The organism is Aeromonas sp. FL131, from assembly GCF_049860615.1.
In the GTDB taxonomy this organism is placed as follows: Bacteria; Pseudomonadota; Gammaproteobacteria; order Enterobacterales; family Aeromonadaceae; genus Aeromonas; species Aeromonas hydrophila.
Map to the genome: position 1 here is coordinate 4,252,606 of NZ_CP187595.1, position 24,895 is coordinate 4,277,500.

The window sequence follows — 24,895 nt, forward strand, 5'->3', positions numbered from 1 at the left end:
AAGAGAACATGAAGATTCTGGTTGTATGCGGACACGGCCTGGGCACCAGCCTGATGATGGAGATGAGCATCAAGAGCATTCTCAAGGAGCTGGCTGTGACGGCCGAGGTGGATCACCGGGATCTCGCCTCTGCCGGCAGCGAGCGCGCCGAGATCTTTGTCGCCACCCGCGACATCGCCGAACAGCTGGTCAGCATGGGCGTCGACGGCCGGCTGGTATCGCTGGACAACATGGTCGACAAGGCCGCCATGAAAGAAAAACTCGCCATCGCCCTGCGCGAGCTGGGCGCACTCTAACCCCTTTGCGACTGTCTGGGCGGCCGGTGAGCCGCCGCTTCCATCTGCTTGGAGCTGACCATGGAATTTTTCAATTTTCTGATGTTTGACGTGCTGTCGGAGCCGGCCGTGCTGGTTGGCCTGATCGCCCTCATCGGCCTGATCGCCCAGAAGAAACCGGTGACCGAGTGCATCAAGGGCACGGTCAAGACCATCATGGGCTTCGTCATCCTGGGGGCCGGCGCCACCCTGGTGGTGAACTCCCTCGGCGACTTCGCCACCATCTTCCAGCACGCCTTCGGCATCAAGGGGGTGGTGCCCAACAACGAGGCCATCGTCTCCATCGCCCAGCAGTCGTTCGGCAAGGAGATGGCGATGATCATGTTCTTCGCCATGCTGGTGAATATCCTGATCGCCCGGCTCACCCCGTGGAAATTCATCTTCCTGACCGGTCACCACACCCTGTTCATGTCGATGATGGTGGCGGCCATCCTCTCCGCCGGCGGCATGAGCGGCATCCCGCTCATCGCGGTAGGCAGCCTGGTGGTCGGCGTGACCATGGTGCTGTTCCCGGCCCTCGCCCACCCCTACATGAAGCAGATCACCGGCTCCGATGACGTGGCACTCGGCCACTTCTCCACCTGCTCCTACGTGCTGGCCGGCTGGATCGGCGCCAAGTTCGGCAACAAGGCCCACAGCAGCGAAGAGGTGCAGGTGCCCAAGAGCCTGCTGTTCCTGCGCGATACCCCGGTGGCCATCTCCTTCACCATGGGCATCATCTTCCTCATCACCTCCGCCTTCGCCGGGCCCGAGTTCGTCGCCAGCGTCGCCAAGGGCAAGCACTGGTTCATGTTCTCCCTGATGCAGTCCATCACCTTCGCCGCCGGGGTCTACGTGATCCTGCAGGGGGTGCGGATGGTCATCGCCGAAATCGTGCCGGCCTTCAAGGGGATCTCCGACAAGCTGGTGCCCAACGCCAAGCCGGCGCTGGACTGCCCCATCGTCTTCCCCTACGCCCCCAATGCGGTGCTGATCGGCTTCCTGTCGAGCTTTGCCGCCGGCCTGGTGGGCATGGTGCTGCTCTACCTGTTGGGGCTCACCGTCATCATTCCGGGGGTGGTGCCGCACTTCTTCGTCGGCGCGGCGGCCGGGGTGTTCGGCAATGCCACCGGCGGCCGTCGTGGCGCCCTGCTGGGGGCCTTCGCCAATGGCCTGCTGATCACCTTCCTGCCGGTGTTCCTGCTGCCAGTACTGGGGGATCTCGGCTTTGCCAACACCACCTTCAGCGATGCCGACTTCGGCGTGGTGGGGATCCTGCTTGGCCTGATCGTGCGCTAGCCCTCAGCCTGTACGACAAACAAAAACGGAGCGCCATGCGCTCCGTTTTTTTATGTCCGCCTGCCCGGCTTCAGTCGTTCTCCAGGCTGGCGAGGCAGTGAGACAAGGTGCGCGCCAGCGCCCCCTGGTTGCGCAGCACCACGGCGCGGGCCTGCTCCCCCATCTCCCGGCGCCGGCTCTCGTCGGCCAGCAGCGCGCTCACCTGCTCCCCCAGCTCGGCGGCATCGGCCACCACGGCGGCGCCACCCTGGGCCACCAGCTGGCGGGTGATGTCGCTGAAGTTGAAGTAGGCGGGGCCGCTCAGGCAGGGTTTTCCGAGCGCCGCCGGCTCCAGCAGGTTGTGACCGCCCACCTTGACCAGGCTGCCGCCGACGAAGGCCACGTCGGCCGCCGCCAGCATCAGCGGCAGCTCGCCCATGGTATCGCCGAGGTAAACCTTGTCGCGCTCGCCCACCACACTGCCCGCCGTGCGCCGCACGCAGCCGTAGGGGGCGCACAGCGCCGCCACCCGCTCGAACCGCTCGGGGTGGCGCGGCACCAGGATCAGCAGGGCCGACGGCTGCGCCGCAAGCACCCGATCGAAGGCGGCCAGCACCTGCTCGTCTTCCCCCTGATGGGTGCTGGCAGCGATCCAGACCGGCCGCTCCGCCCCCAGCAGCTGGCGCAGGGCACGACCTTTGGTCTGTACCTGCTCATCGAGCTGGATGTCGAACTTGATGGAGCCGGTCACCGCCAGCCGCTCACGCCCCAACCCCAGCCGATGGAAGCGATCCGCGTCGTCCTGGTGCTGGCAGAGCAGGTGGGTCAGCGGCCGGCTGAGGGCATCGAACGCCCCCTGAAAACGGGCATAGCGCTGGCAGGATCGCTCCGAGAGGCGGGCATTGATGATGGTTACCGGCAGGTGGCGCGCCTCGCAGGCGGCCAGCCAGTTCGGCCACAGTTCGGTTTCCATCACCCAGAGCGCGCGCGGTTTGACGGCATTGAGAAACGCCGCCACCGCCCAGGGGTAGTCGAGCGGCGCGTAGCGGTGCACCACCAGCTCCCCCAGTTTGGCGGCCTGCTCGGCGCCGGTGCGGGTGGTGGTGGTGAGCAGGATCGGCAGATCGGGCCGCTCGGCCTTGAGGACGCGGATGAAGGGGCTGATGGCCAGCGTCTCCCCCACGCTCACCGCATGGATCCAGAGCGGCGCCTCCTGCCCGGTGGCGGGCGTCCGCCCCAGGTGCTCGCCCCAGCGCTTGCCAAAGCCGGGCTTGCCCTTCTTCGGCTTGTAGAGCGCCAGCAATGCCAACGGCAAGCCCAGGTGGATCAGCAGGTTGTAGAGCAGCCGATAGCCCATGCTAGTGCGGCTCCCCGCGTTTGCCCGGCTCGGCGACAAAACGGGGCGGTTCGCCGGGCGGCAGCGCCAGCGGCGGGGCCGGCGTCTCGCTGCACTCCAGCCGGCGGCCAGCCTCGATGACCTGCTCCGGCATCAGCTCGATCAGGCACTTGAGGTGGCCGAACTTGCAGGTGCGCTTGAAGCAGGGGCGGCACTCGATGTCGGTGTGGACGATCTCGACCCGGTCCGCCAGCGGCGGGGTATAGAGCGGCGAAGTGGAGCCATAGACCCCGATCAGCGGCCGGTTGAGGGCGGCGGCGACGTGCATCAGGCCGGAGTCGTTGGCGATCACCCGCCCGGCCAGCGCCATCAGGTCGATCGCCTCGTACAGATTGGTCTTGCCCGCCAGCACGTGGCAGTTGGGGCGCGACAGCGGGTTGATCCGGTCACGGATGGTGTTGGCCACCGCCGCGTCCTTGCCGGAACCAAAGATCCACACCTGCCAGCCCTCGTCGAGGTGCTTTTGCGCCACCACGGCGTAGTGGCCCTCCGGCCAGCGCTTGGCCGGGCCGAACTCGGCCCCCGGGCAGAGCACCAACACCGGGCGGGCGCGATCCAGTCCGAGCCGCTCCAGCGCCTTCTCCTGGTTGATGAGATCGACGTTGAGGGCTGGCTGGGGAATGGTCGGGATGTCGGCCCGGCTCTTCATCTGCGCCTTGGGATAGGCCAGCGCCAGGTAGGCCTCCACCATCAGCGGAAAGGCGGACTTGTTGCTGCGCATGTCGTTGAGCAGACCAAAACGGTGCTCCCCCTTCCAGCCGGTGCGCACCGGGATGCGGGCAAACCAGGGGATCAGCGCCGACTTCATGGAGTTGGGCTGGATGATGGCCTGATCGTACTTCTCGGCCGCCAGCTGCTTGCCGAGCCGGCGGCGGGCCCCCAGCTTGAAGTCGCCGTGGCCAAGCGGCATCGGGATGGCTTTGTCCACCTCCGGCATCCGCTCCAGCAGGGCACCACACCAGGCGGGCGCCATCACGTGCAGCTCGCTGTCGGGGTGATTGGCCTTGATCGCCTTGTAGAGGCTCTGGGACATCACCATGTCGCCGACCCAGGAGGGGCCGATCACCAATATCTTCATCTCGCGCGTCTCTTGGGCCAAGCCCTGCGGTTAATCGTTGCTGGCCGAGATTATGCCCCAAGAATGGCCCGAGAAATAACAGAAGATCCCCGCACCACCCGCTCTCATGCCAAAAAGCATCCCATTTGAAACTGACGCAGCCCCGGCAGCCGGAACCATGCTCCGCCTGCCGTTTTAGGCTAGAATGGGCGCCAATTTGAGCATGGCCCGCCAGCCGGGCGCCAACAAGAGCCTTTAATCCGTGAACAAACCGACTCTGGCGGCTGTCCTTATCGTCAAGAATGAAGCCGAAAACCTGCGCCCCTGCCTCGCCTCCCTCGACGGACTGGTCGACGAGATCGTCATCATGGACTCCGGCAGCCAGGACGAGACCCCGGCCATCGCCGCCGAATTCGGCGCCCGCTTCTTCGTCAATCCGGTGTGGCCGGGCTTCGGCCGCCAACGCCGCCTCGCCCAGTCCCACGTGCAATCCGACTGGGTACTGTGGCTGGATGCGGACGAGCGGCTCACCCCCGAGCTGAAAGCAGCCATCGCCGCCGTCATGACCAACCCGGCCAGCGACACCATCTACTCGATCCCGCGCCTCTCCTGGGTATTCGGCCGCTTCATCCGCCACAGCGGCTGGTATCCGGACCGGGTGCTGCGCCTCTATCCCAAGGCGCTCACCAGCTACAACGAGGTGCTGGTGCACGAGAAGGTGGAAGTGCGCGCCAACATGAAGATCGTCAACCTGCACGGCGACCTGCTCCACTTCACCTATCGGGATCTGGAGCACTACCTGGTCAAATCGGCCGGCTATGCCCGCGCCTGGGCCGATCAGCGCACCGCCCGCGGCAAGAAGGGCTCCCTCGGCCAGGGGCTGGTACACGCGCTGGGCTGCTTCCTCAAGATGTACCTGCTCAAGGCCGGCTTCCTCGATGGCAAGCAGGGGCTCTTGCTGGCCATCCTGTCGGCCCACTCCACTTTCGTGAAGTACGCCGACCTCTGGATCCGCCAGCAGCCGCAAGCGCCGGATCAGGCGGACAAGTAAGCCGCCAGCACTCCCCCTCATACGAGACAGGGCCCTTCAAGGGCCCTGTCTGCATTTGCATCATCTGGTATCAGTGTTCAGTGCGCCAGAACGGCGGCGCCCAGCGGGCGATCGCCGCCGCCATGGTCTTGGGATCGAGCTGGCTCATGTCTTCCGGGTGATCGCTGTCTTCCGGCGGGCTGAACGCCAGATGGCGCCCCTCGCTGTTGAGCGGACGCCAGCGCAGCGGCGTCGCCGAGCGGTGGGCCGGGAAGAAGCCGATGGTGGGCACATCCAGCGCCGCGGCGATGTGCAGCGGCCCGGTGCTGCCCGCCACGAACAGGGCGGCGTTGGCCATCACCTGGCAGAACTTGGGCAGCCCCTCGTCGGAGCGGTAGATCCAGCCGTTGCCGCCGTGGGCCAGCAGCTCGGCCGCCAGCTGTTCGGCGATCTTCTCCTCCCCCGGCCCCGCGGTCAGGATGCACTGCAACTCGGGACAGGCCTGGTTGAGCTTGATGATGAGGCGGGCGTACTGCTCGATGGAGAGGTTGTTGGCCGAGCCGCCGCTGCCGGCATGCACCATCAGCCAGGGGCGGCCGGCATCGAGCCGCAGGCGGGCGGCGACCTGCTCGCGCACCTGTTGCAGGCTCTTCGCATCGAAGCTGAGGTAGGGGCCCTGCGGCTCCACCGCGCTCACCTGCTGGTCGGCGAGGAAACGGCGCACCAGATCCAGGTTGTATTCGTACTCCGGCTTCTGGGAGCGGGAGCGGCGCTGGATCAGGCGTTGGTTGTAGAGTACCTGGGCCAGCTTGGTGGCCGGTGCCAACCGGTAGGGAATGTGCGCCTTCCACACCAGCATGGCGTTGCGGGAGTTGGAGAAGAGGCAGATGGAGGCATCAAAGGCGGCAGCCTTGATGCGCGCCTGCAAGGCGCGTTGCTGTTCCTTGTCGGCCCGTGAGCCCGGATCCAGGATGATCTCGTCAATCCAGGGGCAGAGGCGGGCCAACGGCGCCGTGTAGGCAGGAACCAGGGCAGTCACATGACACTCCATGGAGCGCTTGAGCATGGCAAAGCTCGGCCAGGCCAGCATGAAGTCACCAATCTTGTCATTGCGGACTACCAGAATACGTTTCATAAAAAATCCCTTTGCTCCCTGTCACCAATGCAAGGAGGCTTGATGCGCGGTGCGGGTATTCTTGCCTGATGTATCGCTATTCTCAAGCGAAGAGACCCGGTGACCCCGATTTGGATCGGCAAAGCCGGCATCGGGGCGCCAAAACTCGCCCCAAGGCGGTCGCGCCAATCCCCCAACAGACCCTATAATGCGACCAAATTTCCCGGTTGCAGGAATCAGCAGCATGACCAACAAGGTAATCTATCCCGGCACCTTCGATCCCGTCACCAACGGCCACTCCGACCTCATCGGCCGGGCCGCCAAACTGTTTGATGAAGTGGTGGTCGGGGTGGCCAACAGCCCGAGCAAGCGGCCGCTGTTCGATCTGGACGAGCGGGTGCAGCTGGCCCGCCAGGTGACCGCCCATCTGCCCAACGTCAAGGTGGTCGGCTTCTCAGGCCTCTTGGTGGATTTCGCCAGGGAGCAGCAGGCCAACGTGCTGATCCGCGGTCTGCGCGCCGTCTCCGACTTCGAGTACGAATTCCAGCTGGCCAACATGAACCGCCGCCTGATGCCGGAGTTGGAGAGCGTGTTCCTCACCCCGGCCGAGGAGAACTCTTTCATCTCCTCCACCCTGGTGAAGGAGGTGGCCCTGCACGGCGGTGACATCCGCCAGTTCGTCGACCCCGTCGTGGCCGCCGCCATCAAAGCCAAACAGACCAAGTAACAACGAAACAGGCTACCCGAGGGTAGCCTGTTTGCTGCTGGGGGTCTGCGCGGCTCAGCCCGCCAGACGCGGGCCCAGCAGTTGCTGACTCGCCAGGGTCAGCTGATCGAGCCACTCGTAACGGCGCCGGTACATGGCCCGCTTCTTGGAGGCGATCTCCTCCAGCGGCTTGCGCTGAGCGGGCTGCAGCCGCACGAAGTTGTCATCCAGATCGATGGCGCCAAACTCCTGCCACAGCTCGTCATAGTCCGCCTGCAGACAGGCTTTCTTCTTCTTGCTGTAACGGCGGGCCTGATAAATGTGGGCCTTCATCCGCACCGCCGAGATGTGCTCGGCCTGCATCGCCTCGGCCAGCTGCATCACCAGCATCACCACCAGCGACTTGGGCCGCAGACCGTGGCCCTCCTTGGTCAGCGCACGCACCTTGTCCTGTGCCTGCTCGATGCAGGGCTCCGGGCCCTGTACCGAACCGATCACCACTGCCAGCCGGTTGGGGGTACCAGCCAGCGAGAAGGCGCAACTATAGAGCCGCTTGCCCTGCGGGTCGACGATGGAGAGGGCGAGCTCCGCCTCGCGGCGGAAGGTGCCGTCGTGGCGCAGCACGATGCGGCAGCCGCTCTCGGGATAACGGCCGAGTTCGATGCCATCCCCCAGATAGAGCGGGTCGATCAGATCCGGGTAGCGGGCCAGCATCAGCCGATAGTGGTTTTCCAGCATCTCGGCCCGCTCGGTCGCGGTGGAGCCGGCAAAGCGATAGGGCCGCATCGGCTTGTCGAGCAGCTCGGGATAGTGGGCAGGCAGGGCCTTTAGCGGTTCGGCCTGAAACAGCTCGAACACCCGGCTCAGCTGCTGCCGATAGAGCAGGCTGCGCAGCACGAACTTGGCGCGATTGAAGGTTTTGCGGGCGCTGTCGTCGGGATAGAGGAAGCGCGCCATTTTTTGGGCACAATAGTGCCCCTGCCGGGACAAATGGTCCCAGTCTATTGATTTAGCTGTCATTTTATTTTCTCAAACCGCCTGAACGGTCGAGATAGTAGTGACAGGCGAGCAAATCTTCAACAGACTGGAAATACTCTCTTACAACTTGGCCATGTCAGGCCAAAAAAACCGCGATTCAGCGCTGGCAGTGGGAACAGAACACGGTGGTACGCTGCCCCAGCCGGATTTCACTGAGCAGGGTGTGGCAGTGGAAGCAGGGCTGGCCGCCCCGCCCGTACACCTGCAACTGCTGCACGAAATAGCCCGGTTTGCCGTCTGCGCTGGTGAAATCCTTGAGGGTGGTACCGCCCTGCCGGATGGCTTCGGCCAGCACCCGCTTGATCTCGGCCACTAGGGTGCCCAGCCGCTCGGCGCTGATGTTACCCGCCGCGCGCTTGGGATGAATGCCGGCGGCGTAGAGCGCCTCGTTGGCGTAGATGTTGCCCACCCCGACCACCACCTGGTTGTCCATCAGGAAGGTCTTGATGGCGGTGCTGCGCCCCTTGGCGCGCTCACGCAGGTAATCGGCGTTGAACGCGTCGGTGAGCGGCTCCGGCCCCAGCTTGGCCAGCAGCGCGTGCGCCTCGGCCGGCTCGCGGGTCCACAGTAGGGCGCCGAAACGGCGCGGATCGTTGAGCCGCAGCAGCTTGCCGTTGGCCAGCTCGATATCCACGTGATCGTGCTTCTCGGCCGGGGTGCCGATGTTCAGCACCCGCAGGCTGCCCGACATGCCCAGATGGAGGATGGCGGTGCCGAAGTCGGTCTCAAGCAGCAGGTACTTGGCGCGGCGGCTGACCCGGTGGATGGTGAGATCCACCAGCTCCTGGATTTCCCCCGGCACCGGCCAGCGCAGACGGCCGTCCCGCACCACCACTCGGGTGACCTTGATGCCGGTAAGCCAGGGCGAGATGCCCTGACGGCTGACTTCGACTTCCGGTAATTCAGGCATGGGATCCTCGTGCTGACGCTGAAAAAGGGGTTAGGGAGCGGGACGCAGCAGGCTGCGGTACTGCTCCTGGCTCAGGCTGAGCCAAGTCGAGGGGGGCAGCAGGGCGGCAAACTTGCCGCTGTCCTGATAGAGGCCCACCTCGATGGGATCGCTCTGGCCGGCGACCCAGATCTTGAGGGTAACCGGGTTGCCGCGCACGGATTCGCCGGGCGGCAGCAACCAGCCCTGCCAGGCCTCGATGTGCGCCGCCAGCTGGGCACTGCTGAGCCCCAGATCCGGCCCGCTGCGCCAGCCCTGCCCGATCCGTTCGATCTGCCAGCTCGGCCCCTGCCAGGTGAGCACCACGGCGCTGTCAGGCAGCAGCGGACGCGCCCGCTTGGCGCTGTTCTCCTGCTGGGCCAGCTCCAGCCGGTGCAACAGGGTGATCACGATCAGCACTACCACGATGATCACGTTGTTCCAGCCTTTGCGGCTCAGTTTGAACATGGCAAGCCTCCCTTAGAACCGGCAGTGTACTGAATTTCGGCCATAAAAAAACCCGGCACTAGGCCGGGTTTTTGGGAATGCAGCATCAAGTAATTACTTGATTTTGCCTTCCTTGTAGATCACATGCTGACGAACAACGGGATCAAACTTTTTGATCTCCATTTTTTCGGGCATGGTGCGCTTGTTCTTGGTAGTGGTATAGAAGTGACCAGTACCGGCGCTGGAGTTCAGGCGAATTTTCTCGCGAATACCTTTAGCCATGATCTAATTCCTTATACCTTAACACCGCTGGCGCGCAGTTCAGCCAGAACCACTTCAACGCCACGCTTGTCGATGATACGCATGCCTTTTGCGGATACGCGCAGGCTTACGAAGCGTTTTTCACTCTCAACCCAAAAACGGTGAGTGTGCAGGTTCGGCAGGAAACGACGCTTGGTAGCGTTGTTAGCGTGCGAACGGTTGTTACCAACTGCCGGGCGCTTGCCGGTTACTTGGCATACTCTAGACATGTCAGTCTCTCCAAATCTTACTTCATTGCTCGAGCAAATATCTGCCCCGCTGGCCTTCGATTGCGGGGCAAACAGAAGGCGGCATTTTATACAGCATCCGTGATCAAAGATCAACTAATACGGCGCCAGAGCACAGTCATAACCAACCGCGCTCGGCGAAAGAAACCGTGATGCCGTCACCGATCACCAAGTGATCCAGCACTCTGATATCGATCAGGGCCAAGGCGGCCGTGATCCGATCCGTGATCTGGCGGTCGGCCCGACTGGGCTCGGCGACGCCGGACGGGTGATTATGCGCCAGAATCACGGCGGCTGCATTATGTTTGAGTGCGATCTGCACGATTTCTCTGGGCCAGACGCTCGCCGAGTCGAGGGTGCCGTAAAAAAGTTCAACGAATTGAATCACTCGATGCTGGTTGTCGAGCAGCAGCAGGGCAAACACCTCCCGCGGTCGATCCCGCAGCTGAGCCTGCAGATAGTCCCGGGTCAACTGGGGCGAGGTGAGCGGATCGCCCCTTTGCAACTGCTCGGCCAGATGGCGCTTGCCCATCTCCAGCACCGCCTGCAGCTGGGCATATTTGGCCGGTCCAAGGCCGTGCGCCGCGCAAAAAGCCCGCTGTTCAGCGCCAAGCAACGCCCGCAACGAACCAAATTGCTGCAACAGATGGCGGGAGAGATCGACCGCACTCAGACCGCTGACCCCGGTGCGCAGGAAGATCGCCAGCAGCTCGGCGTCGGACAAACCGCCAGGCCCCTGACGCAACAGCTTCTCGCGCGGGCGTTCATCTTCCGGCCACTCCTTGATGCTCATTTGTCTCTCCCTCATGCCTATTGAGAGAAAACATAGCAAAAAATCGCGGGAGCCCGACCACAAGTCCCCCATGTCAGCCTCTGTCGTCGTCCGCTGCCTGTGGTATCTTAGCCGACCAGTCAGAGTGAGCCGGAAGAGAAGCAGCAGATGAGATTGGCCGATAAACGCATCCTGTTGGGTGTCAGCGGCGGGATCGCCGCCTACAAGAGTGCCGAACTGGTACGCCGCCTGAAAGATCAGGGGGCCGAGGTACGGGTGGTGATGACCCGTTCCGCCAAGGAGTTCATCACCCCGCTCACCCTGCAGGCCGTCTCCGGCCACCCGGTGGCCGACAGTCTGCTGGATCCCGCCGCCGAGGCGGGTATGGGTCACATCGAGCTGGCCAAGTGGGCCGATCTGGTGCTGATCGCCCCGGCCAGCGCCAACCTGATGGCCCGCATGGCCGCCGGCATGGCCGATGAGCTGCTGACCACCCTCTGCCTGGCCACGCCGGCACCGGTGGCGCTGGCACCCGCCATGAACCAGCAGATGTACCTCAACGCCGCCACCCAGGCCAACCTCAAGACCCTGGCCAGCCGCGGCATCCTGCTGTGGGGGCCGGATTCCGGCAGCCAGGCGTGCGGTGACGTAGGCCCGGGCCGGATGCTGGATCCCCTCGAACTGGTTGAGCGCTGCTGCCAGCAACTCGCCGCCGAGCCACTGCTGGCCGGGGTCAGGCTGTTGCTCACCGCCGGACCGACCCGCGAAGCGCTGGATCCGGTGCGTTATATCAGCAACCACAGCTCCGGCAAGATGGGCTACGCCATCGCCCGCGCCGCCCGTGAAGCGGGCGCCGAGGTGACTCTGGTGAGCGGCCCGGTGGCACTGGCCACCCCGGCGGGCGTCACCCGTGTTGACGTGGAGAGCGCTGAGCAGATGCATCAGGCGGTGATGAGCCGGGTCGGCCAGTGCGACCTCTTCATCGGCTGCGCCGCCGTCGCCGACTACCGCCCCGCGCAGGTAGCCAACCAGAAGATCAAGAAGACCGGTGACAACGACCAGATGCAGCTGACCCTGGTCAAAAACCCCGACATCATCGCCGCCGTGGGGGCTTTGTCAGACAAGCCCTTCACCGTCGGATTTGCCGCAGAAACCGTGGATGTGGAACAATACGCCCTCGACAAACTGCAGCGTAAGCGGCTGGACATGATCGCCGCCAACGACGTATCTCGTGCGGGCCAGGGCTTCAACGCCGATGACAACGCCCTGACCGTGTTCTGGCAAGGGGGTCAAGCCCCCCTGCCCCTGGCCGATAAGCTGACGCTGGCTCGTCATCTCATCGCCCTGATTGCAAACCACTACCGGCACTGAGCCAGTCAATCGACCACCTCCACTCCATTAAAAACGATTTATGACAACACAAATTGAACTGAAGATTCTGGATGCCCGCATCGGCACCGATTACCCGCTGCCCGCCTATGCCACACCGGGTTCCGCCGGCATGGATCTGCGCGCCCTGCTGGATGCCCCGCTGACCCTGGCCCCGGGTGATACCACCCTGGTACCGACCGGGCTGGCCATCCACATTCAGGATCCGGGCCTGTGTGCCACCATCCTGCCCCGCTCCGGCCTCGGTCATAAGCACGGCATCGTGCTGGGCAACCTGGTCGGCCTCATCGATTCCGACTACCAGGGCCAGCTGATGGTCTCGGTGTGGAACCGTGGCAATGACAGCTTCACCATGCAGCCCGGCGAGCGCATCGCCCAGCTGGTGATCATGCCGGTCGTTCAGGCCAGCTTCCAACTGGTCGATGAGTTCAATCAGAGCGAACGGGGTGAAGGCGGTTTTGGTTCTTCTGGTCGCCAATAACAGACCACACCAGCCCGCGCGGCGGTGCCTAATAACAGAATCAGGCCATTGTTTTTTTAGGGGAATCCATGGCAAGCAGTAATCAGAAACAGAGTCGGCGCGATCAGATCCTGCAGGCGCTCGCCCACATGCTGGAGACCAGCCCTGGCCAGCGCATCACCACGGCCCGTCTGGCGGCTGAGGTGGGGGTATCCGAGGCCGCTCTCTATCGACATTTTCCCAGCAAGGCGCGAATGTTCGAGGGGCTGATCGACTTTATCGAGGATTCCCTGCTGTCACGGGTCAACCTGATCATGGCCGAAGAGAAGGACACCATGGCCCGCTGCCACCACATACTGCAGCTGCTGCTGGTGTTTGCCGAGCGCAATCCCGGCATCACCCGCATCCTCAATGGCGATGCCCTGCTGGGTGAGCACGACCGGCTGCGGGATCGCATCAGCGTCCTGTTCGACAAGCTGGAGACCCAGATCAAGCAGGTGCTGCGCGAGAAACGACTGCGCGAAGGCCAGGGCTTCCAGCTCGACGAGACCATGTTGGCCAACCTGCTGCTGGCCTACACCGAGGGGCGTATCAGCCAGTTCGTCCGCTCCGAGTTCAAAATCAAGCCCACCGCCGGGTTTGAAGATCAGTGGCAGTTTATCCGCAGCCAGCTGCTACAGAGCTGACACGCTCAATTTGCAATCAGTAGCGGCAACGCCGCTCCAGACGGGTTGCAGTAAAGAGGGAGGCCTTGGCCTCCCTTGTTTTTTATGGCACAAAAGAAGCGATGAGCACCAGATGCGACCCGGATTGTCGCATTCCAGTGTTAGATTCATGCGTCATAAACCTTTTATCGCCTGACAGGACACCCTATGGAACCCGAAATCATCACCGAAGCGCAGACCTGGCTGGTCAACAACCAGGGCCTGCTGATCGAGTATGCCGTCAACATCGCGGCCGCCCTGATCACCCTGCTGGTCGGCTACATCGCCGCCAACCTCATCAGCAGCGCCGTGGTCAAGGTGATGCAGGCCCGCAAGCTGGACACCACTGTCACCCACTTCGTCGGCAGCATCCTCAAGTACGCCATCCTGGTGTTCGTGGTGATCGCCGCGCTGGGCCGGGTCGGGGTACAGACCGCCTCCTTCGTCGCCATCATCGGTGCCGCCGGTCTGGCCATCGGTCTGGCGCTGCAAGGTTCGCTCTCCAACTTCGCCGCCGGCTTCCTGCTCATCATCTTCCGCCCCATCAAGGCGGGTGAGTTCATCGAGGTGGCAGGCACCAATGGCGTGGTGCAATCCGTTCAGCTGTTCACCACTACCCTCACCTCCGGTGACAACAAGATGGTGGTGGTGCCCAACTCCGCCATCCTCAACGGCACCATCGTCAACTACTCGCGTATGGATACCCGCCGGGTCGACATGACCTTCGGCATCGGCTATGGCTCCGATCTGCGCAAGGCCAAGCAGATCCTGGAGCGGCTGGTCAGCGAAGAGCCGCGCATCCTCAAGGAGCCGGCCGCCACCATCGCCGTCGCCGCGCTGGCCGACTCCTCGGTCAATATCGTGGTGCGCCCCTGGGTCAAGACCGGCGACTACTGGGGAGTCTGGTTCGACTTCCACGAGAAGGTGAAGCTCACCTTCGATGCCGAAGGTATCGAGATCCCCTTCCCGCAGATGGTCATGCACATGCAAAAGCCGCAGGCCTGAGCCTTTTCCTGAATGACACAATGCCAGCCTCCGGGCTGGCATTGTCGTTTCCGGCCCCCTGACGGGCATAAAAAATCCGGCCACCCTGGGCCGGACTTTGTTTCAGCATGCCGGGACGTCGACTTACACCAGCCGACGAGCCACCCGGTTGAGCAGCGGTTGCACCAGCACATAGCCTCCCAGCACGGCACCGATCACCGCCAGCACCCGTAACGGCAAGGTAGGCGCCGCACTGGTCAGCACCATGGTCAGCAGGCCGATGAGGCCGGTGGCGATCAGGCTCAGAGCAAACAGGGACAACACAGCTTTCATAGCGATCTCCTCATTCCAGACAGTGGCCATCCCTGGGAGATCTCGTCCATTCGCTCATATGCTAGCCAGCCTCCACTACCAACAACTTGCGCCTGCGCATGAAATGAGCAAAAAGGCGCTTTTCGAATACTCTTTTGGCTGCCAGGCCAAACTGCCACCCCACTCGCTGCATCCCCTCCCCCTGAAAGCCCTTTCAGCGGCGGCAAGCCCGACCAAGTATGCGCAAACGCAAGATCCGGCCGCCATCAGTGACTCATAATCGCAGCGTTTTGGTTGTAAACTCGGTCGATGGCAGACAATTGGTAAAGCTCTGTTACACGGGCGGCGCAGCTGGCCCGGTATAATGCTCGAATAATAAGGTTTGGCGGGAGCCTTGCCTGCAAGGTTCATACACAACTTGGAAGACTGATAATCCTATGAAAAACATCAATCCAACCCAGACCCAGGCCTGGCAGGCACTGGAAGCCCACTTTGCAGCGAACAAAGAGACCCGGCTCAAGGATCTGTTTGCCCAGGATCCCCAGCGTTTCGACAAATTCTCCCTCACCTTCGGCGGCGACATCCTGGTCGATTACTCGAAGAACCTGATCACCGAAGAAACCCTCAAGTTGCTGGTAGATCTGGCCAAAGAGACCGATCTTCGCAGCGCGATCGACGCCATGTTCAACGGTGACAAGATCAACATGACCGAAGGCCGCTCGGTGCTGCACGTGGCCCTGCGCAACCGCTCCGACCGCCCCATCGAGAGCGATGGCAAGGACGTGATGCCGGAAGTGAACGCCGTACTGGCCAAGATGAAGGGCTTCTGCGAGAAGATCATCTCAGGCGAGTGGAAAGGCTACACCGGCAAGGCAATCCAGCACGTGGTCAACATCGGTATCGGTGGTTCCGATCTCGGCCCGGTGATGATCACCGAAGCGCTGCGCCCCTACAAAAACCACCTGCAGATGCACTTCGTCTCCAACGTCGATGGTACCCACATCGCCGAGACTCTGAAGAAGATCGATCCGGAAACCACCCTGTTCCTGGTGGCCTCCAAGACCTTCACCACTCAGGAGACCATGACCAACGCCCTGACCGCCCGCGACTGGTTCATCAAGATCGCCGGTGACAAGGCCCACGTTGCCAAGCACTTCGCTGCGCTCTCCACCAACGGCAAAGCCGTGGCCGAGTTCGGTATCGACACCAACAACATGTTCGAGTTCTGGGACTGGGTTGGCGGTCGCTACTCCTCCTGGTCTGCCATCGGCATGCCCATCGCCCTGTCCGTCGGTTTCGAGAACTTCGAAGCCCTGCTGCAAGGCGCCTTCGAGATGGACATGCACTTCGCCACTGCCTCCTATGAGCAGAACGTGCCGGTGCTGCTGGCGCTGATCGGCCTGTGGTACAACAACTTCTACGGTGCCGAGTCCGAAGCCATCCTGCCGTACGACCAGTACATGCACCGCTTCCCTGCCTACTTCCAGCAGGGCAACATGGAGTCCAACGGCAAGTACGTGGATCGCAACGGCAAGCCGGTTGACTACCAGACCGGCCCCATCATCTGGGGTGAGCCAGGCACCAACGGCCAGCACGCCTTCTACCAGCTGATCCACCAGGGCACCAAGCTGATCCCCTGTGACTTCCTGGCGCCGGCCATCAGCCACAACCCTATCGGTGACCACCACCCGAAACTGCTGGCCAATTTCTTCGCCCAGACCGAGGCGCTGGCGTTCGGCAAGAGCAAGGAACAGGTCGAAGCCGAGTTCCTGGCGGCTGGCAAAACCTTGGAGCAGGTCAAGGATCTGGTGCCGTTCAAGGTGTTCGAAGGCAACCGCCCGACCAACTCCATCCTGTTCAAGAGCCTGACCCCGAAAACGCTTGGCTCTTTGATTGCCATGTACGAGCACAAGATCTTCGTACAGGGCGCAATCTGGAACATCTTCAGCTTTGACCAGTGGGGCGTGGAGCTGGGCAAACAGCTGGCCAACAAGATCCTGCCGGAGCTCAACACCGATGCGGCGGTCACCAGCCACGACTGCTCCACCAACGGTCTGATCAACACCTGGAAAGCGTGGAAAGCCTGATTTAGCCGGCCTTTCTGAATGCAAAAGCCCCGCTCGATGAGCGGGGCTTTTTTGTGGCCGGATTTTCTGGCTGGCCGGTCGGGTGTCCAGCCCGACCGGCGACGAGGATCGTCATCCCCGCCCCTTCATCATCCTGCCCTATGCCGGCTTAACCGCCGACGGCGATGCGTTTCATGTCCTTCATGTAACCACGCAGTACCTGACCGATCGCTTCGATGGGGTGGTTGCGGGTCGCTTCGTTGGCCGCCAGCAGCGCCAGGTTGTCGACGCTCTGCCCTTCCGCCTTGCTGGCACCCAGGTCGCCCGCTTTCAGAGTCGGCATGAAGTGCTCGCGCAGCAAGGGCACGGCGGCGTTGGCGAACAGGTAGTTGCCGTATTCGGCGGTGTCGGAGATGACCACGTTCATCTCGTACAGACGCTTGCGAGCAACTGTGTTGGCGATCAGCGGCAGCTCGTGCAGGGATTCGTAGTAGGCAGACTCCTCATAGATGCCGGAGGCCACCATGGTCTCGAACGCCAGCTCGACACCCGCCTTGACCATGGCCACCATCACCACGCCATTGTCGAAGTACTCCTGCTCGGCAATCTTGCCTGCAAACGCCGGCGCGTTTTCGAAGGCGGACTTGCCGGTCTCTTCGCGCCAGCCGAACAGCTTGGCATCGTCTTCGGCCCAGTCGGCCATCATGCCGCGGGAGAACTCACCGGCGATGATGTCGTCCATGTGCTTCTCGAACAGCGGGCGCATCAGGGTCTTGAGCTGCTCGGAGAGCTCGAAGGCGCGCAGCTTGGCCGGGTTGGACAGACGGTCCATCATCAGGCTGATGCCGCCCTGCTTCAGGGCTTCGGTGATGGTCTCCCAGCCGAACTGGATCAGCTTGCCTGCATAGGCCTTGTCGGTCCCTTCGGCAACCAGCTTGTCGTAGCAGAGCAGGGAACCGGCCTGCAGCATGCCGCAGAGGATGGTCTGCTCGCCCATCAGGTCGGATTTCACTTCCGCCACGAAGGAGGACTCCAGCACCCCGGCACGGTCGCCGCCGGTGGCGGAGGCCCACGCCTTGGCGATGGCCATGCCTTCACCCTTGGGATCGTTCTCCGGGTGAACGGCGATCAGGGTCGGTACACCGAAGCCGCGCTTGTACTCTTCGCGCACCTCGGTGCCCGGGCACTTAGGCGCCACCATCACGACCGTGATGTCGGAGCGGATCTGCTGACCCTCTTCCACCACGTTGAAGCCGTGGGAGTAGCCCAGCGCAGCGCCCTGCTTCATCAGTGGCATCACGGTTTTGACGACGTCGGAGTGCTGCTTGTCCGGGGTCAGGTTCAGCACCAGATCGGCGGTAGGGATCAGCTCTTCATAGGTGCCGACCGCGAAGCCGTTGTCGGTGGCCTTCTGCCAGGAGGCGCGCTTCTCGGTGATTGCGGCCTTGCGCAGGGCGTAGGAGATGTCCAGCCCGGAGTCACGCATGTTCAGGCCCTGGTTCAGACCCTGGGCACCACAGCCCACAATCACCACCTTCTTGCCCTTCAGCACGTTGCAGCCGTCCGCGAACTCTTCGCGCTGCATGAAACGACACTTGCCCAGCTGGGCCAACTGCTGACGCAGGTTCAAGGTGTTGAAATAGTTAGCCATGGTGATTGCTCCGTTCGATTGATTCCATGCCGGATGGCGGCGTTGTCGAAACCACTATAGCGCGGGACACTTATTGCCTGAACTGATATATTCGAAACAGTACGTTGCAATAATTGAAACATTAACCCTTCATCATCGCCGTCAGGATCTAGTGGCAGATGCCAGCCGCCCAGGATCTCGGGCAGCGATGCCGCACCAAGAGTTGAAAAGATGGACCTTCGCAATCTCGAGCTGTTTCTCCACCTCGCCGACTCCCTCCACTTCGGCAAGAGCGCCGATGCCATGGCGGTCAGCCCCTCCACCCTCAGCCGCGCCATCCAGCGGCTGGAGCAGGAGACCGGCTGCGTGCTGTTCGAGCGGGACAACCGCTCGGTGCGACTCACCCCGGCGGGCGAGAAGCTGCGGGAATTTGGCGGCGCCCTGTTGCAGGAGTGGCGTCAGCTCAAGCAGGAGCTCAAACGCAGCGATGAGCCGCTGCAGGGTCGGTTGCGGGTGTTCTGCTCGGTCACCGCCAGCTACTTTCTGCTGCCCGAGGTACTGGAGCGCTTTCGCCGCCGTTATCCCCAGCTGGAGATCAAGCTGGAGACCGGCGATCCGGCGCTGGCGGTGGACAAGATCCTGGCCGACGAGGCCGATCTCGCCATCGCCGCCCGCCCGGATGCCCTCTCCGCCAAGCTGGAGTTTGCCAGCCTGCAGCAGGTGCCGCTGGTGTTCATCGCCCCTCGCACCGCACCGCAGCAGAGCCAGTGGTTCTCTCAGGGAGAGCCAGACTGGGAGCGGCTGCCGCTGATCCTCTCGGAGCAGGGGCTGGCCCGCAAACGTTGCGATCAGTGGCTGCGCAACAAGGGGATCGCCCCCAACATCTATGCCGAAGTGGCGGGCAACGAGGGGATTGTCGCCATGGTGGCGCTCGGCTTCGGAGTGGGGCTGGTGCCGGCGGCGGTGATCGACCACAGCCCCATGGGCGAAAAGGTGCGCATCGTCGAGCCCAAGCCGGCGCTCAAACCGTTCGATGTCGGCATCGCCGTGCTCAAGAAGCGGCTGGAAGAGCCGCTGATCCGCGCCTTCTGGGATACGGCACGGGGCCAGGGCTCACTGCGCTGACACGGCGGGCAGCGCCGGAGCATAAATGAGCGAGGGATCCTGCATCATGGCGCGGCTGCCGGCCGGCAGATCCGGATTGCTCAGCTCCAGCATCACCCGCCGATCGAGCTGCAGCCGCCGGATGGTGCTGCCAAAACCCGCCTCGAATACCCGCTCATAGTCACCGGACTGACGGGCTCGCTGCAGGCCGAGCTCGATGCGCTTGGCCAGTTCCGGGTACTTGGGGGAGACGAAGAACAGCAGCGCCAGCGGATAGCGAAACACCAGGTGCGGCTCGATGGCCAGCTCAGGGTGCTGCTTGAGCTCCTCCTCGATCTCGATGACCGAACGCAAGAAGCAGTCGAAGCGCTGCTTGCGCAGCATGTTGAACAGGGCGTCGTAGAGGCTGCCCACCACCACGTTGAGGCCGTTCTCCTTGAGCAGACGGGTATCAGGCCAGGATCTGTGCTGGCCGATGCGAAGCCCGGCCTGCTGCCAGTCGGCCAGCGATCGTATGTTGGCGAACCGCCCCTCGTCCCCCTGCCGAATGAGGCACACCCGCCAGCCCAGCAACCCTTTTGCCAATGGAACATGGATGGCCAGCAGGGTACGCTCGCGCTCCTCGTCGGGGGCAAACACCCCGATCTGCACCAGCTCGCCGCTTTGCAACTCCTTGACCGCCCGTCCCTGCTCCATCGGCGGGCTGGCAATCAGCCGATAGGGACCGTATTCGGGTACGGTCAGATCGAGCGAGAGTCGCAGCAGACCGGCCACGGCGGGATTGGGATGGTCCAGCAGCAGGTTCCAGGCCCTGATGGGCACTTCTGCCGCCGCCACGCTGCCGGCAAACAACATGACGCAACACAACCAGATCCTGATCATCGCGCACCTCCCCCTCCATCCATTCACTATAACCTCAGTCCTGGCCCCCTTGATGCAAGACGCCGCAGATGTGTGAGCCACTTCGTGTCAAATCTGACACTGGTCAGCCTGAGGAGCGATTCACCGACTAGACTGGATGTTCAGCCTGAATGGAACAAGGAGCCGCGCCATGATGCCCCATCTGATCGAAATCAACAGCTCGCTGCTGTTCGATGAGTACCTGCAGAGCCTGGGAGTACCGCAAACACAGCTTGATCAGGAGCAGGATATCTATCTGCAGGAGCGCCATCTGGCTGCGGTACGCCAGATCCAGGGTGAGCTGAAGTTTTACCTGCGAGCCAGCGCTCTGACCAGGCAGTGATCCGCAACCGGTCACAGAACCGGCGCTGAAAGCGTATTACACTGGCACCATCCGCCACCCACGGGAGTGCCCATGAAACCAAGCGGCCTGGATCGGCTCTTCAAACCCCAGTCAATCGCCGTCATCGGTGCCTCAACCGACCCGCAGAAGGCGGGTCACGTGGTGATAAGACACCTGCTCGCGGGCCAGTTCAAAGGCCCCATCCTGCCAGTCAGCCCGCACAGCAAGGCCGTTGCCGGCGTGTTGGCCTATGCCGATATCGACAGCCTGCCGCTGGCCCCGGATCTCGCCATCGTCTGTACCCGGCGGGAACGGGTATTGACCCTCATCGAAGCGCTTGGCAAGCGTGGAACGGGCGCCGCCATCATACTGGCGGCAGACTTCACTGTGCCGGAGCGGGAGCAACTGCAGCAGCTCAGCCGGCAATACGGCATCCGCCTGCTCGGCCCCAACAGCATGGGGATGCTGCTGCCGGGCCAGGGCATCAATGCCAGTTTCTCGCCGATTGCCGCCAAGCCCGGTCAGGTTGCCTTTCTCTCCCAGTCGGCCGCCGTCAGCACCACCATCCTGGATTGGGCCAAGCAACATGAGCTCGGCTTCTCGGCCTTCATCTCCCTTGGCGATCACTGCGACATCAACTTCGGCCAGCTGCTGGATCAGCTCTCCCGCGACAGCGTGACCCGCGCCATCCTGCTCTACATGGACAAGCTGCAGGACGCCCGCCATTTTCTCTCGGCCGCCCGCGCCGCCTCCCGCAACAAACCCATCCTGGTGCTCAAGAGCGGCCGCCATGAGCCGGACAACGGGCTCGACAACGTCTATGACGCCGCTATCCGTCGGGCCGGCATGCTGCGGGTGCGGGATACCCACGAACTGTTTGCCGCCGTCGAAACCCTGAGTCACTCCTTGACCCTCAAGGGGGAGCGGCTCGCCATCATCTCCAATGGCCGTGGCTTGGCCAACATGGCGATCGACAAGTTGCTGGAGCGGGGCGGCAAGCTGGCGATGCCGCCTCGGGACATCGGCAGCGATGCCGACATCAATGACTATCAGCAGGCTCTCGACGACCTGCTGCAAGGGGATGAGGCTGACGCCATCCTGCTCATCCATGCCCCTTCACTCACCGCCCGTGGCGCCGCCCTGGCGCGCAGTCTGATCGGCTACGTCAAACAGCATCCCAGGGCCAGACGCTTCAATATTCTCACCAACTGGGCGGGGGAATATTCCGCCCAGGAGGGGCGTCGTCTGTTCAGCGAGGCAGGCTTCCCCACCTACCGCACCCCGGAGAGCGCGGTCGCCGCCTTCATGCACATGGTGGAATACCGGCGCAACCAGAAGCAGCTGATGGAGACCCCCGCCTCCCTGCAGGGTGACAGGCTCAATCTCGAGCTGTGCCAACAGTTGATTCGACAGGCGCTGGAACGCAAACAGCTCACCCTCGACACCCATCTGGCACACCCCATTTTGCAGGCCGCTGGGCTTTCCACCCTGCCGACCTGGATCGTCTCCGATGCCATCGAAGCCACCCTCACCGCGGAGCAGATCGGCTATCCGGTGGCAGTCAAGCTGCGCTCGCCGGACATCCTTCACAAGTCGGCGGTACACGGCGTCATGCTCAACCTGCGGACCTCGGCCGAAGTCGCCCAGGCTGCGGATGCCATTCTGGATCGAGTCAGGCAGCACGATCCCGGCGCCCGTATCGAAGGCCTGCTGGTGCAGCGCATGGCGCGCCGTAGTGGGGGGCTGGAGCTGCGGATTCGGCTGCAACAAGACCCCGTATTCGGCCCCGTCATCCTGCTTGGCGAGTCAGGCGCCGAGCCGCAGGAGATGATGGCGGCCTTGCCGCCGCTGAACCAGGCACTGGCACGCTACCAGATCATCGGGGCGCTCAAGAGCCGCAAGATCCGCGAGCAGGCCAGCCCGGAGCGACTCGATATCGATGCCCTCGGCCAGGTGTTGTGCCAATTGTCGGAGTTGCTGCTCGCCTTCCCCGAGATCCAGCAGCTGGATCTGCACCCACTGCAGGCCTGCGGTGCCGAAATGGTGGTACTGGATGCCAGCCTGACTCTGCAACCTGCTGAAGAAGGCCGCTGCAGACTGGCTATCCGCCCCTATCCCACCGAACTGGAAGAGGGGGCCTGGCTCAAGGATCAGAGCCATGTGCTGCTCCGCCCGATCCGGCCGGAGGATGAACCGGCACACAAGCAGTTTGTACTCAAGGTATCGGACGAAGACAGGTACAAGCGCTTCTTCGCCGATGTGGGGGAGCTGGGACATGAAGAGCTGGCCCGCATGACCCAGATCGATTACGACCGGGAGATGGCGTTTGTCGCCGTGGGGCAGGATGGTCCGTTCGACCAGCAGATCCTGGGGGTAGTACGCGCCATTTCCAACCCGGACCTGTCTGATGCAGAGTTTGCCATCCTGGTGCGTTCCGACCTGAAAGGATTGGGGCTTGGCAAGCTGATGATGGAGAAGATAGTGCGCTATGCCAGAGAACGCGGCATTGGCCAGCTGTCGGGCATGACCATGCCCAGCAACCGCGGCATGATCAACCTGGCCAAACGGCTTGGCTTCAAGATCGATATCCAGCTGGAAGATGGGGTGGTCAACATGGAGCTGCCCTGCGCCAGTCAAGGGCAGACATAAAGCAGAGAAATCAGCAGTTTATAGCCATAAATTGCTGATTTTGGAAAATAAAAAACCCCGCTCGATGAGCGGGGTTTCTCGTGTTGGGTGCCTGGCAGTGTCCTACTCTCGCATGGCGAATGCCACACTACCATCGGCGCTACCGCGTTTCACTTCTGAGTTCGGCATGGGTTCAGGTGGTTCCACGGCGCTATGGCCGCCAGGCAAATTCTTCAATCTGTGAAAGCTGATGTAAGTAGTTTCGTATTTGTCACAAGGCTCGAAACACTTCTTGGGTGTTGTATGGTTAAGCCTCACGGGTAATTAGTATGGGTTAGCTCAACACGTCGCCGCGCTTACACACCCCACCTATCAACGTTGTGGTCTCCAACGGCCCTTTAGGACCCTCAAGGGGTCAGGGATGACTCATCTCAGGGCTCGCTTCCCGCTTAGATGCTTTCAGCGGTTATCGATTCCGAACTTAGCTACCGGGCAGTGCCACTGGCGTGACAACCCGAACACCAGAGGTTCGTTCACTCCGGTCCTCTCGTACTAGGAGCAACTCCCTTCAATCATCCAACGCCCACGGCAGATAGGGACCGAACTGTCTCACGACGTTCTGAACCCAGCTCGCGTACCACTTTAAATGGCGAACAGCCATACCCTTGGGACCGACTTCAGCCCCAGGATGTGATGAGCCGACATCGAGGTGCCAAACACCGCCGTCGATATGAACTCTTGGGCGGTATCAGCCTGTTATCCCCGGAGTACCTTTTATCCGTTGAGCGATGGCCCTTCCATTCAGAACCACCGGATCACTATGACCTACTTTCGTACCTGCTCGACCTGTCCGTCTCGCAGTTAAGCTGGCTTATGCCATTGCACTAACCTCCTGATGTCCGACCAGGATTAGCCAACCTTCGTGCTCCTCCGTTACTCTTTGGGAGGAGACCGCCCCAGTCAAACTACCCACCAGGCACTGTCCGCGACCCAGATTCATGGGCCTGCGTTAGAACATCAAACATACAAGGGTGGTATTTCAAGGACGGCTCCAGCGCAACTGGCGTCACGCCTTCAAAGCCTCCCACCTATCCTACACATGTAGGTTCAATGTTCAGTGCCAAGCTGTAGTAAAGGTTCACGGGGTCTTTCCGTCTAGCCGCGGGTACACCGCATCTTCACGGCGAATTCGATTTCACTGAGTCTCGGGTGGAGACAGCATGGCCATGGTTACACCATTCGTGCAGGTCGGAACTTACCCGACAAGGAATTTCGCTACCTTAGGACCGTTATAGTTACGGCCGCCGTTTACCGGGGCTTCGATCAAGAGCTTCGCTTGCGCTAACCCCATCAATTAACCTTCCGGCACCGGGCAGGTGTCACACCCTATACGTCCACTTTCGTGTTTGCAGAGTGCTGTGTTTTTGATAAACAGTCCCAGCCATCTGGTCACTGCGACTCCCAACTGCTCCATCCGCAAGGGACTTCACTGTCAAGAGCGAACCTTCTCCCGAAGTTACGGTTCTATTTTGCCTAGTTCCTTCACCCGAGTTCTCTCAAGCGCCTTGGTATTCTCTACCCGACCACCTGTGTCGGTTTGGGGTACGATGACTTGTAATCTGAAGCTTAGAGGCTTTTCCTGGAAGCAGGGCATCAATGGCTTCCGCACCGTAGTGCGTTCGTCTCGTGTCTCAGTGTTGTGTCTCCGGATTTGCCTAGAAACACCACCTACGCACTTTCACCAGGA

The 24,895-nt window shown here is 62.2% G+C and carries 24 protein-coding genes and 2 rRNA genes (1 of these 26 cut by a window edge); 12 read left to right on the forward strand and 14 right to left on the reverse strand.

All coding sequences use genetic code 11. The features are described from left to right. Positions 1 to 8: 8 nt before the first annotated feature. Both ACPW75_RS19780 and ACPW75_RS19785 read left to right on the forward strand, forming a co-directional pair. The gene (locus ACPW75_RS19780) at positions 9 to 296 is read left to right on the forward strand and encodes a PTS sugar transporter subunit IIB (RefSeq protein WP_026142047.1); all 288 of its coding nucleotides are present in this window, start codon (positions 9 to 11) and stop codon (positions 294 to 296) included. Positions 297 to 356: 60 nt separating this feature from the next. Further along, positions 357 to 1,613, forward strand: coding sequence for a PTS ascorbate transporter subunit IIC (locus tag ACPW75_RS19785; protein ID WP_011704190.1), 1,257 nt, complete (start codon positions 357 to 359; stop codon positions 1,611 to 1,613). A 70-nt stretch (positions 1,614 to 1,683) separates the two neighbouring features. Here the strand turns inward: ACPW75_RS19785 and waaA are convergent, their stop codons facing one another. Continuing rightward, positions 1,684 to 2,949, reverse strand: coding sequence for a lipid IV(A) 3-deoxy-D-manno-octulosonic acid transferase (waaA, locus tag ACPW75_RS19790; protein WP_077097047.1), 1,266 nt, complete (start codon positions 2,947 to 2,949; stop codon positions 1,684 to 1,686). A 1-nt stretch (position 2,950) separates the two neighbouring features. Beyond that, complete coding sequence (waaF, locus tag ACPW75_RS19795) at positions 2,951 to 4,066, reverse strand: lipopolysaccharide heptosyltransferase II (RefSeq protein WP_077097049.1); 1,116 nt, start codon at positions 4,064 to 4,066, stop codon at positions 2,951 to 2,953. A gap of 241 nt (positions 4,067 to 4,307) precedes the next feature. Between waaF and ACPW75_RS19800 the strand changes: the two genes are divergently transcribed. Further along, positions 4,308 to 5,096, forward strand: coding sequence for a glycosyltransferase family 2 protein (locus ACPW75_RS19800; protein WP_016349009.1), 789 nt, complete (start codon positions 4,308 to 4,310; stop codon positions 5,094 to 5,096). Positions 5,097 to 5,166: 70 nt separating this feature from the next. Here the strand turns inward: ACPW75_RS19800 and ACPW75_RS19805 are convergent, their stop codons facing one another. After that, positions 5,167 to 6,210, reverse strand: coding sequence for a glycosyltransferase family 9 protein (locus ACPW75_RS19805; protein WP_045528605.1), 1,044 nt, complete (start codon positions 6,208 to 6,210; stop codon positions 5,167 to 5,169). A gap of 223 nt (positions 6,211 to 6,433) precedes the next feature. Here ACPW75_RS19805 and coaD point away from each other — a divergent pair, with 223 nt between their 5' ends. Further along, on the forward strand, positions 6,434 to 6,916 hold the full coding sequence (coaD, locus tag ACPW75_RS19810; RefSeq protein WP_077097051.1) for a pantetheine-phosphate adenylyltransferase: 483 nt from the start codon (positions 6,434 to 6,436) through the stop codon (positions 6,914 to 6,916). 54 nt (positions 6,917 to 6,970) lie between these two features. Here the strand turns inward: coaD and ACPW75_RS19815 are convergent, their stop codons facing one another. The 6 genes from ACPW75_RS19815 to radC form a co-directional block, all read right to left on the reverse strand. Continuing rightward, positions 6,971 to 7,852 (reverse strand): VirK/YbjX family protein, encoded by an 882-nt coding sequence (locus ACPW75_RS19815; RefSeq protein WP_045790919.1) that lies wholly within the window; start codon positions 7,850 to 7,852, stop codon positions 6,971 to 6,973. Between the two features lie 178 nt (positions 7,853 to 8,030). Next, positions 8,031 to 8,843 carry a bifunctional DNA-formamidopyrimidine glycosylase/DNA-(apurinic or apyrimidinic site) lyase gene (gene mutM, locus ACPW75_RS19820; RefSeq protein WP_077097053.1) on the reverse strand — a complete coding sequence of 271 codons (813 nt, stop codon included), beginning with the start codon at positions 8,841 to 8,843 and terminating at the stop codon, positions 8,031 to 8,033. 30 nt (positions 8,844 to 8,873) lie between these two features. Further along, positions 8,874 to 9,329 carry a hypothetical protein gene (locus ACPW75_RS19825; protein ID WP_043126411.1) on the reverse strand — a complete coding sequence of 152 codons (456 nt, stop codon included), beginning with the start codon at positions 9,327 to 9,329 and terminating at the stop codon, positions 8,874 to 8,876. A 93-nt stretch (positions 9,330 to 9,422) separates the two neighbouring features. Continuing rightward, a complete protein-coding gene (gene rpmG / locus ACPW75_RS19830; protein WP_005307500.1) occupies positions 9,423 to 9,590 on the reverse strand; it encodes a 50S ribosomal protein L33 in 168 nt (55 codons plus the stop codon). 11 nt (positions 9,591 to 9,601) lie between these two features. Further along, complete coding sequence (rpmB, locus tag ACPW75_RS19835; protein ID WP_005307492.1) at positions 9,602 to 9,838, reverse strand: 50S ribosomal protein L28; 237 nt, start codon at positions 9,836 to 9,838, stop codon at positions 9,602 to 9,604. Positions 9,839 to 9,974: 136 nt separating this feature from the next. Then, positions 9,975 to 10,649 (reverse strand): RadC family protein, encoded by a 675-nt coding sequence (gene radC / locus ACPW75_RS19840; protein ID WP_011704181.1) that lies wholly within the window; start codon positions 10,647 to 10,649, stop codon positions 9,975 to 9,977. A 147-nt stretch (positions 10,650 to 10,796) separates the two neighbouring features. Between radC and coaBC the strand changes: the two genes are divergently transcribed. The 4 genes from coaBC to ACPW75_RS19860 all read left to right on the forward strand — a co-directional run bounded on the left by coaBC (position 10,797) and on the right by ACPW75_RS19860 (position 14,186). Beyond that, complete coding sequence (gene coaBC, locus ACPW75_RS19845) at positions 10,797 to 11,999, forward strand: bifunctional phosphopantothenoylcysteine decarboxylase/phosphopantothenate--cysteine ligase CoaBC (RefSeq protein WP_190283817.1); 1,203 nt, start codon at positions 10,797 to 10,799, stop codon at positions 11,997 to 11,999. A gap of 40 nt (positions 12,000 to 12,039) precedes the next feature. Beyond that, positions 12,040 to 12,498, forward strand: a complete 459-nt coding sequence (gene dut, locus ACPW75_RS19850) for a dUTP diphosphatase (RefSeq protein ID WP_017411128.1) — start codon at positions 12,040 to 12,042, stop codon at positions 12,496 to 12,498. 68 nt (positions 12,499 to 12,566) lie between these two features. Then, the gene (slmA, locus tag ACPW75_RS19855; RefSeq protein WP_011704178.1) at positions 12,567 to 13,163 is read left to right on the forward strand and encodes a nucleoid occlusion factor SlmA; all 597 of its coding nucleotides are present in this window, start codon (positions 12,567 to 12,569) and stop codon (positions 13,161 to 13,163) included. A gap of 186 nt (positions 13,164 to 13,349) precedes the next feature. After that, positions 13,350 to 14,186, forward strand: a complete 837-nt coding sequence (locus ACPW75_RS19860) for a mechanosensitive ion channel domain-containing protein (RefSeq protein ID WP_011704177.1) — start codon at positions 13,350 to 13,352, stop codon at positions 14,184 to 14,186. Positions 14,187 to 14,309: 123 nt separating this feature from the next. Here the strand turns inward: ACPW75_RS19860 and ACPW75_RS19865 are convergent, their stop codons facing one another. Continuing rightward, positions 14,310 to 14,498, reverse strand: a complete 189-nt coding sequence (locus ACPW75_RS19865) for a holin (RefSeq protein WP_005323764.1) — start codon at positions 14,496 to 14,498, stop codon at positions 14,310 to 14,312. A gap of 416 nt (positions 14,499 to 14,914) precedes the next feature. On the opposite strand from ACPW75_RS19865, the gene pgi reads away from it, so the two are divergent. Continuing rightward, positions 14,915 to 16,564 carry a glucose-6-phosphate isomerase gene (pgi, locus tag ACPW75_RS19870; protein ID WP_017411125.1) on the forward strand — a complete coding sequence of 550 codons (1,650 nt, stop codon included), beginning with the start codon at positions 14,915 to 14,917 and terminating at the stop codon, positions 16,562 to 16,564. A gap of 148 nt (positions 16,565 to 16,712) precedes the next feature. On the opposite strand, the gene ilvC is transcribed toward pgi, so the two are convergent. Beyond that, positions 16,713 to 18,194, reverse strand: coding sequence for a ketol-acid reductoisomerase (gene ilvC / locus ACPW75_RS19875; protein WP_005307463.1), 1,482 nt, complete (start codon positions 18,192 to 18,194; stop codon positions 16,713 to 16,715). A gap of 210 nt (positions 18,195 to 18,404) precedes the next feature. On the opposite strand from ilvC, the gene ilvY reads away from it, so the two are divergent. Further along, a complete protein-coding gene (gene ilvY, locus ACPW75_RS19880) occupies positions 18,405 to 19,298 on the forward strand; it encodes an HTH-type transcriptional activator IlvY (protein ID WP_017411123.1) in 894 nt (297 codons plus the stop codon). On the opposite strand, the gene ACPW75_RS19885 is transcribed toward ilvY, so the two are convergent. Then, a complete protein-coding gene (locus tag ACPW75_RS19885; RefSeq protein WP_077097059.1) occupies positions 19,287 to 20,159 on the reverse strand; it encodes a substrate-binding periplasmic protein in 873 nt (290 codons plus the stop codon). The genes ilvY and ACPW75_RS19885 overlap by 12 nt on opposite strands. 169 nt (positions 20,160 to 20,328) lie before the next feature. Here ACPW75_RS19885 and ACPW75_RS19890 point away from each other — a divergent pair, with 169 nt between their 5' ends. Together ACPW75_RS19890 and ACPW75_RS19895 are read left to right on the forward strand one after the other, a co-directional pair. Further along, complete coding sequence (locus tag ACPW75_RS19890) at positions 20,329 to 20,520, forward strand: hypothetical protein (RefSeq protein WP_011704172.1); 192 nt, start codon at positions 20,329 to 20,331, stop codon at positions 20,518 to 20,520. Between the two features lie 72 nt (positions 20,521 to 20,592). Continuing rightward, positions 20,593 to 23,169: a bifunctional acetate--CoA ligase family protein/GNAT family N-acetyltransferase gene (locus ACPW75_RS19895; protein ID WP_077097061.1), complete on the forward strand. Its 2,577-nt coding sequence runs from the start codon at positions 20,593 to 20,595 to the stop codon at positions 23,167 to 23,169. A gap of 89 nt (positions 23,170 to 23,258) precedes the next feature. Here ACPW75_RS19895 and rrf read toward each other — a convergent pair. Then, positions 23,259 to 23,373, reverse strand: a 5S ribosomal RNA gene (gene rrf, locus ACPW75_RS19900). Positions 23,374 to 23,451: 78 nt separating this feature from the next. After that, positions 23,452 to 24,895 (reverse strand): 23S ribosomal RNA (locus tag ACPW75_RS19905) (it continues 1,445 nt past the right edge of the window).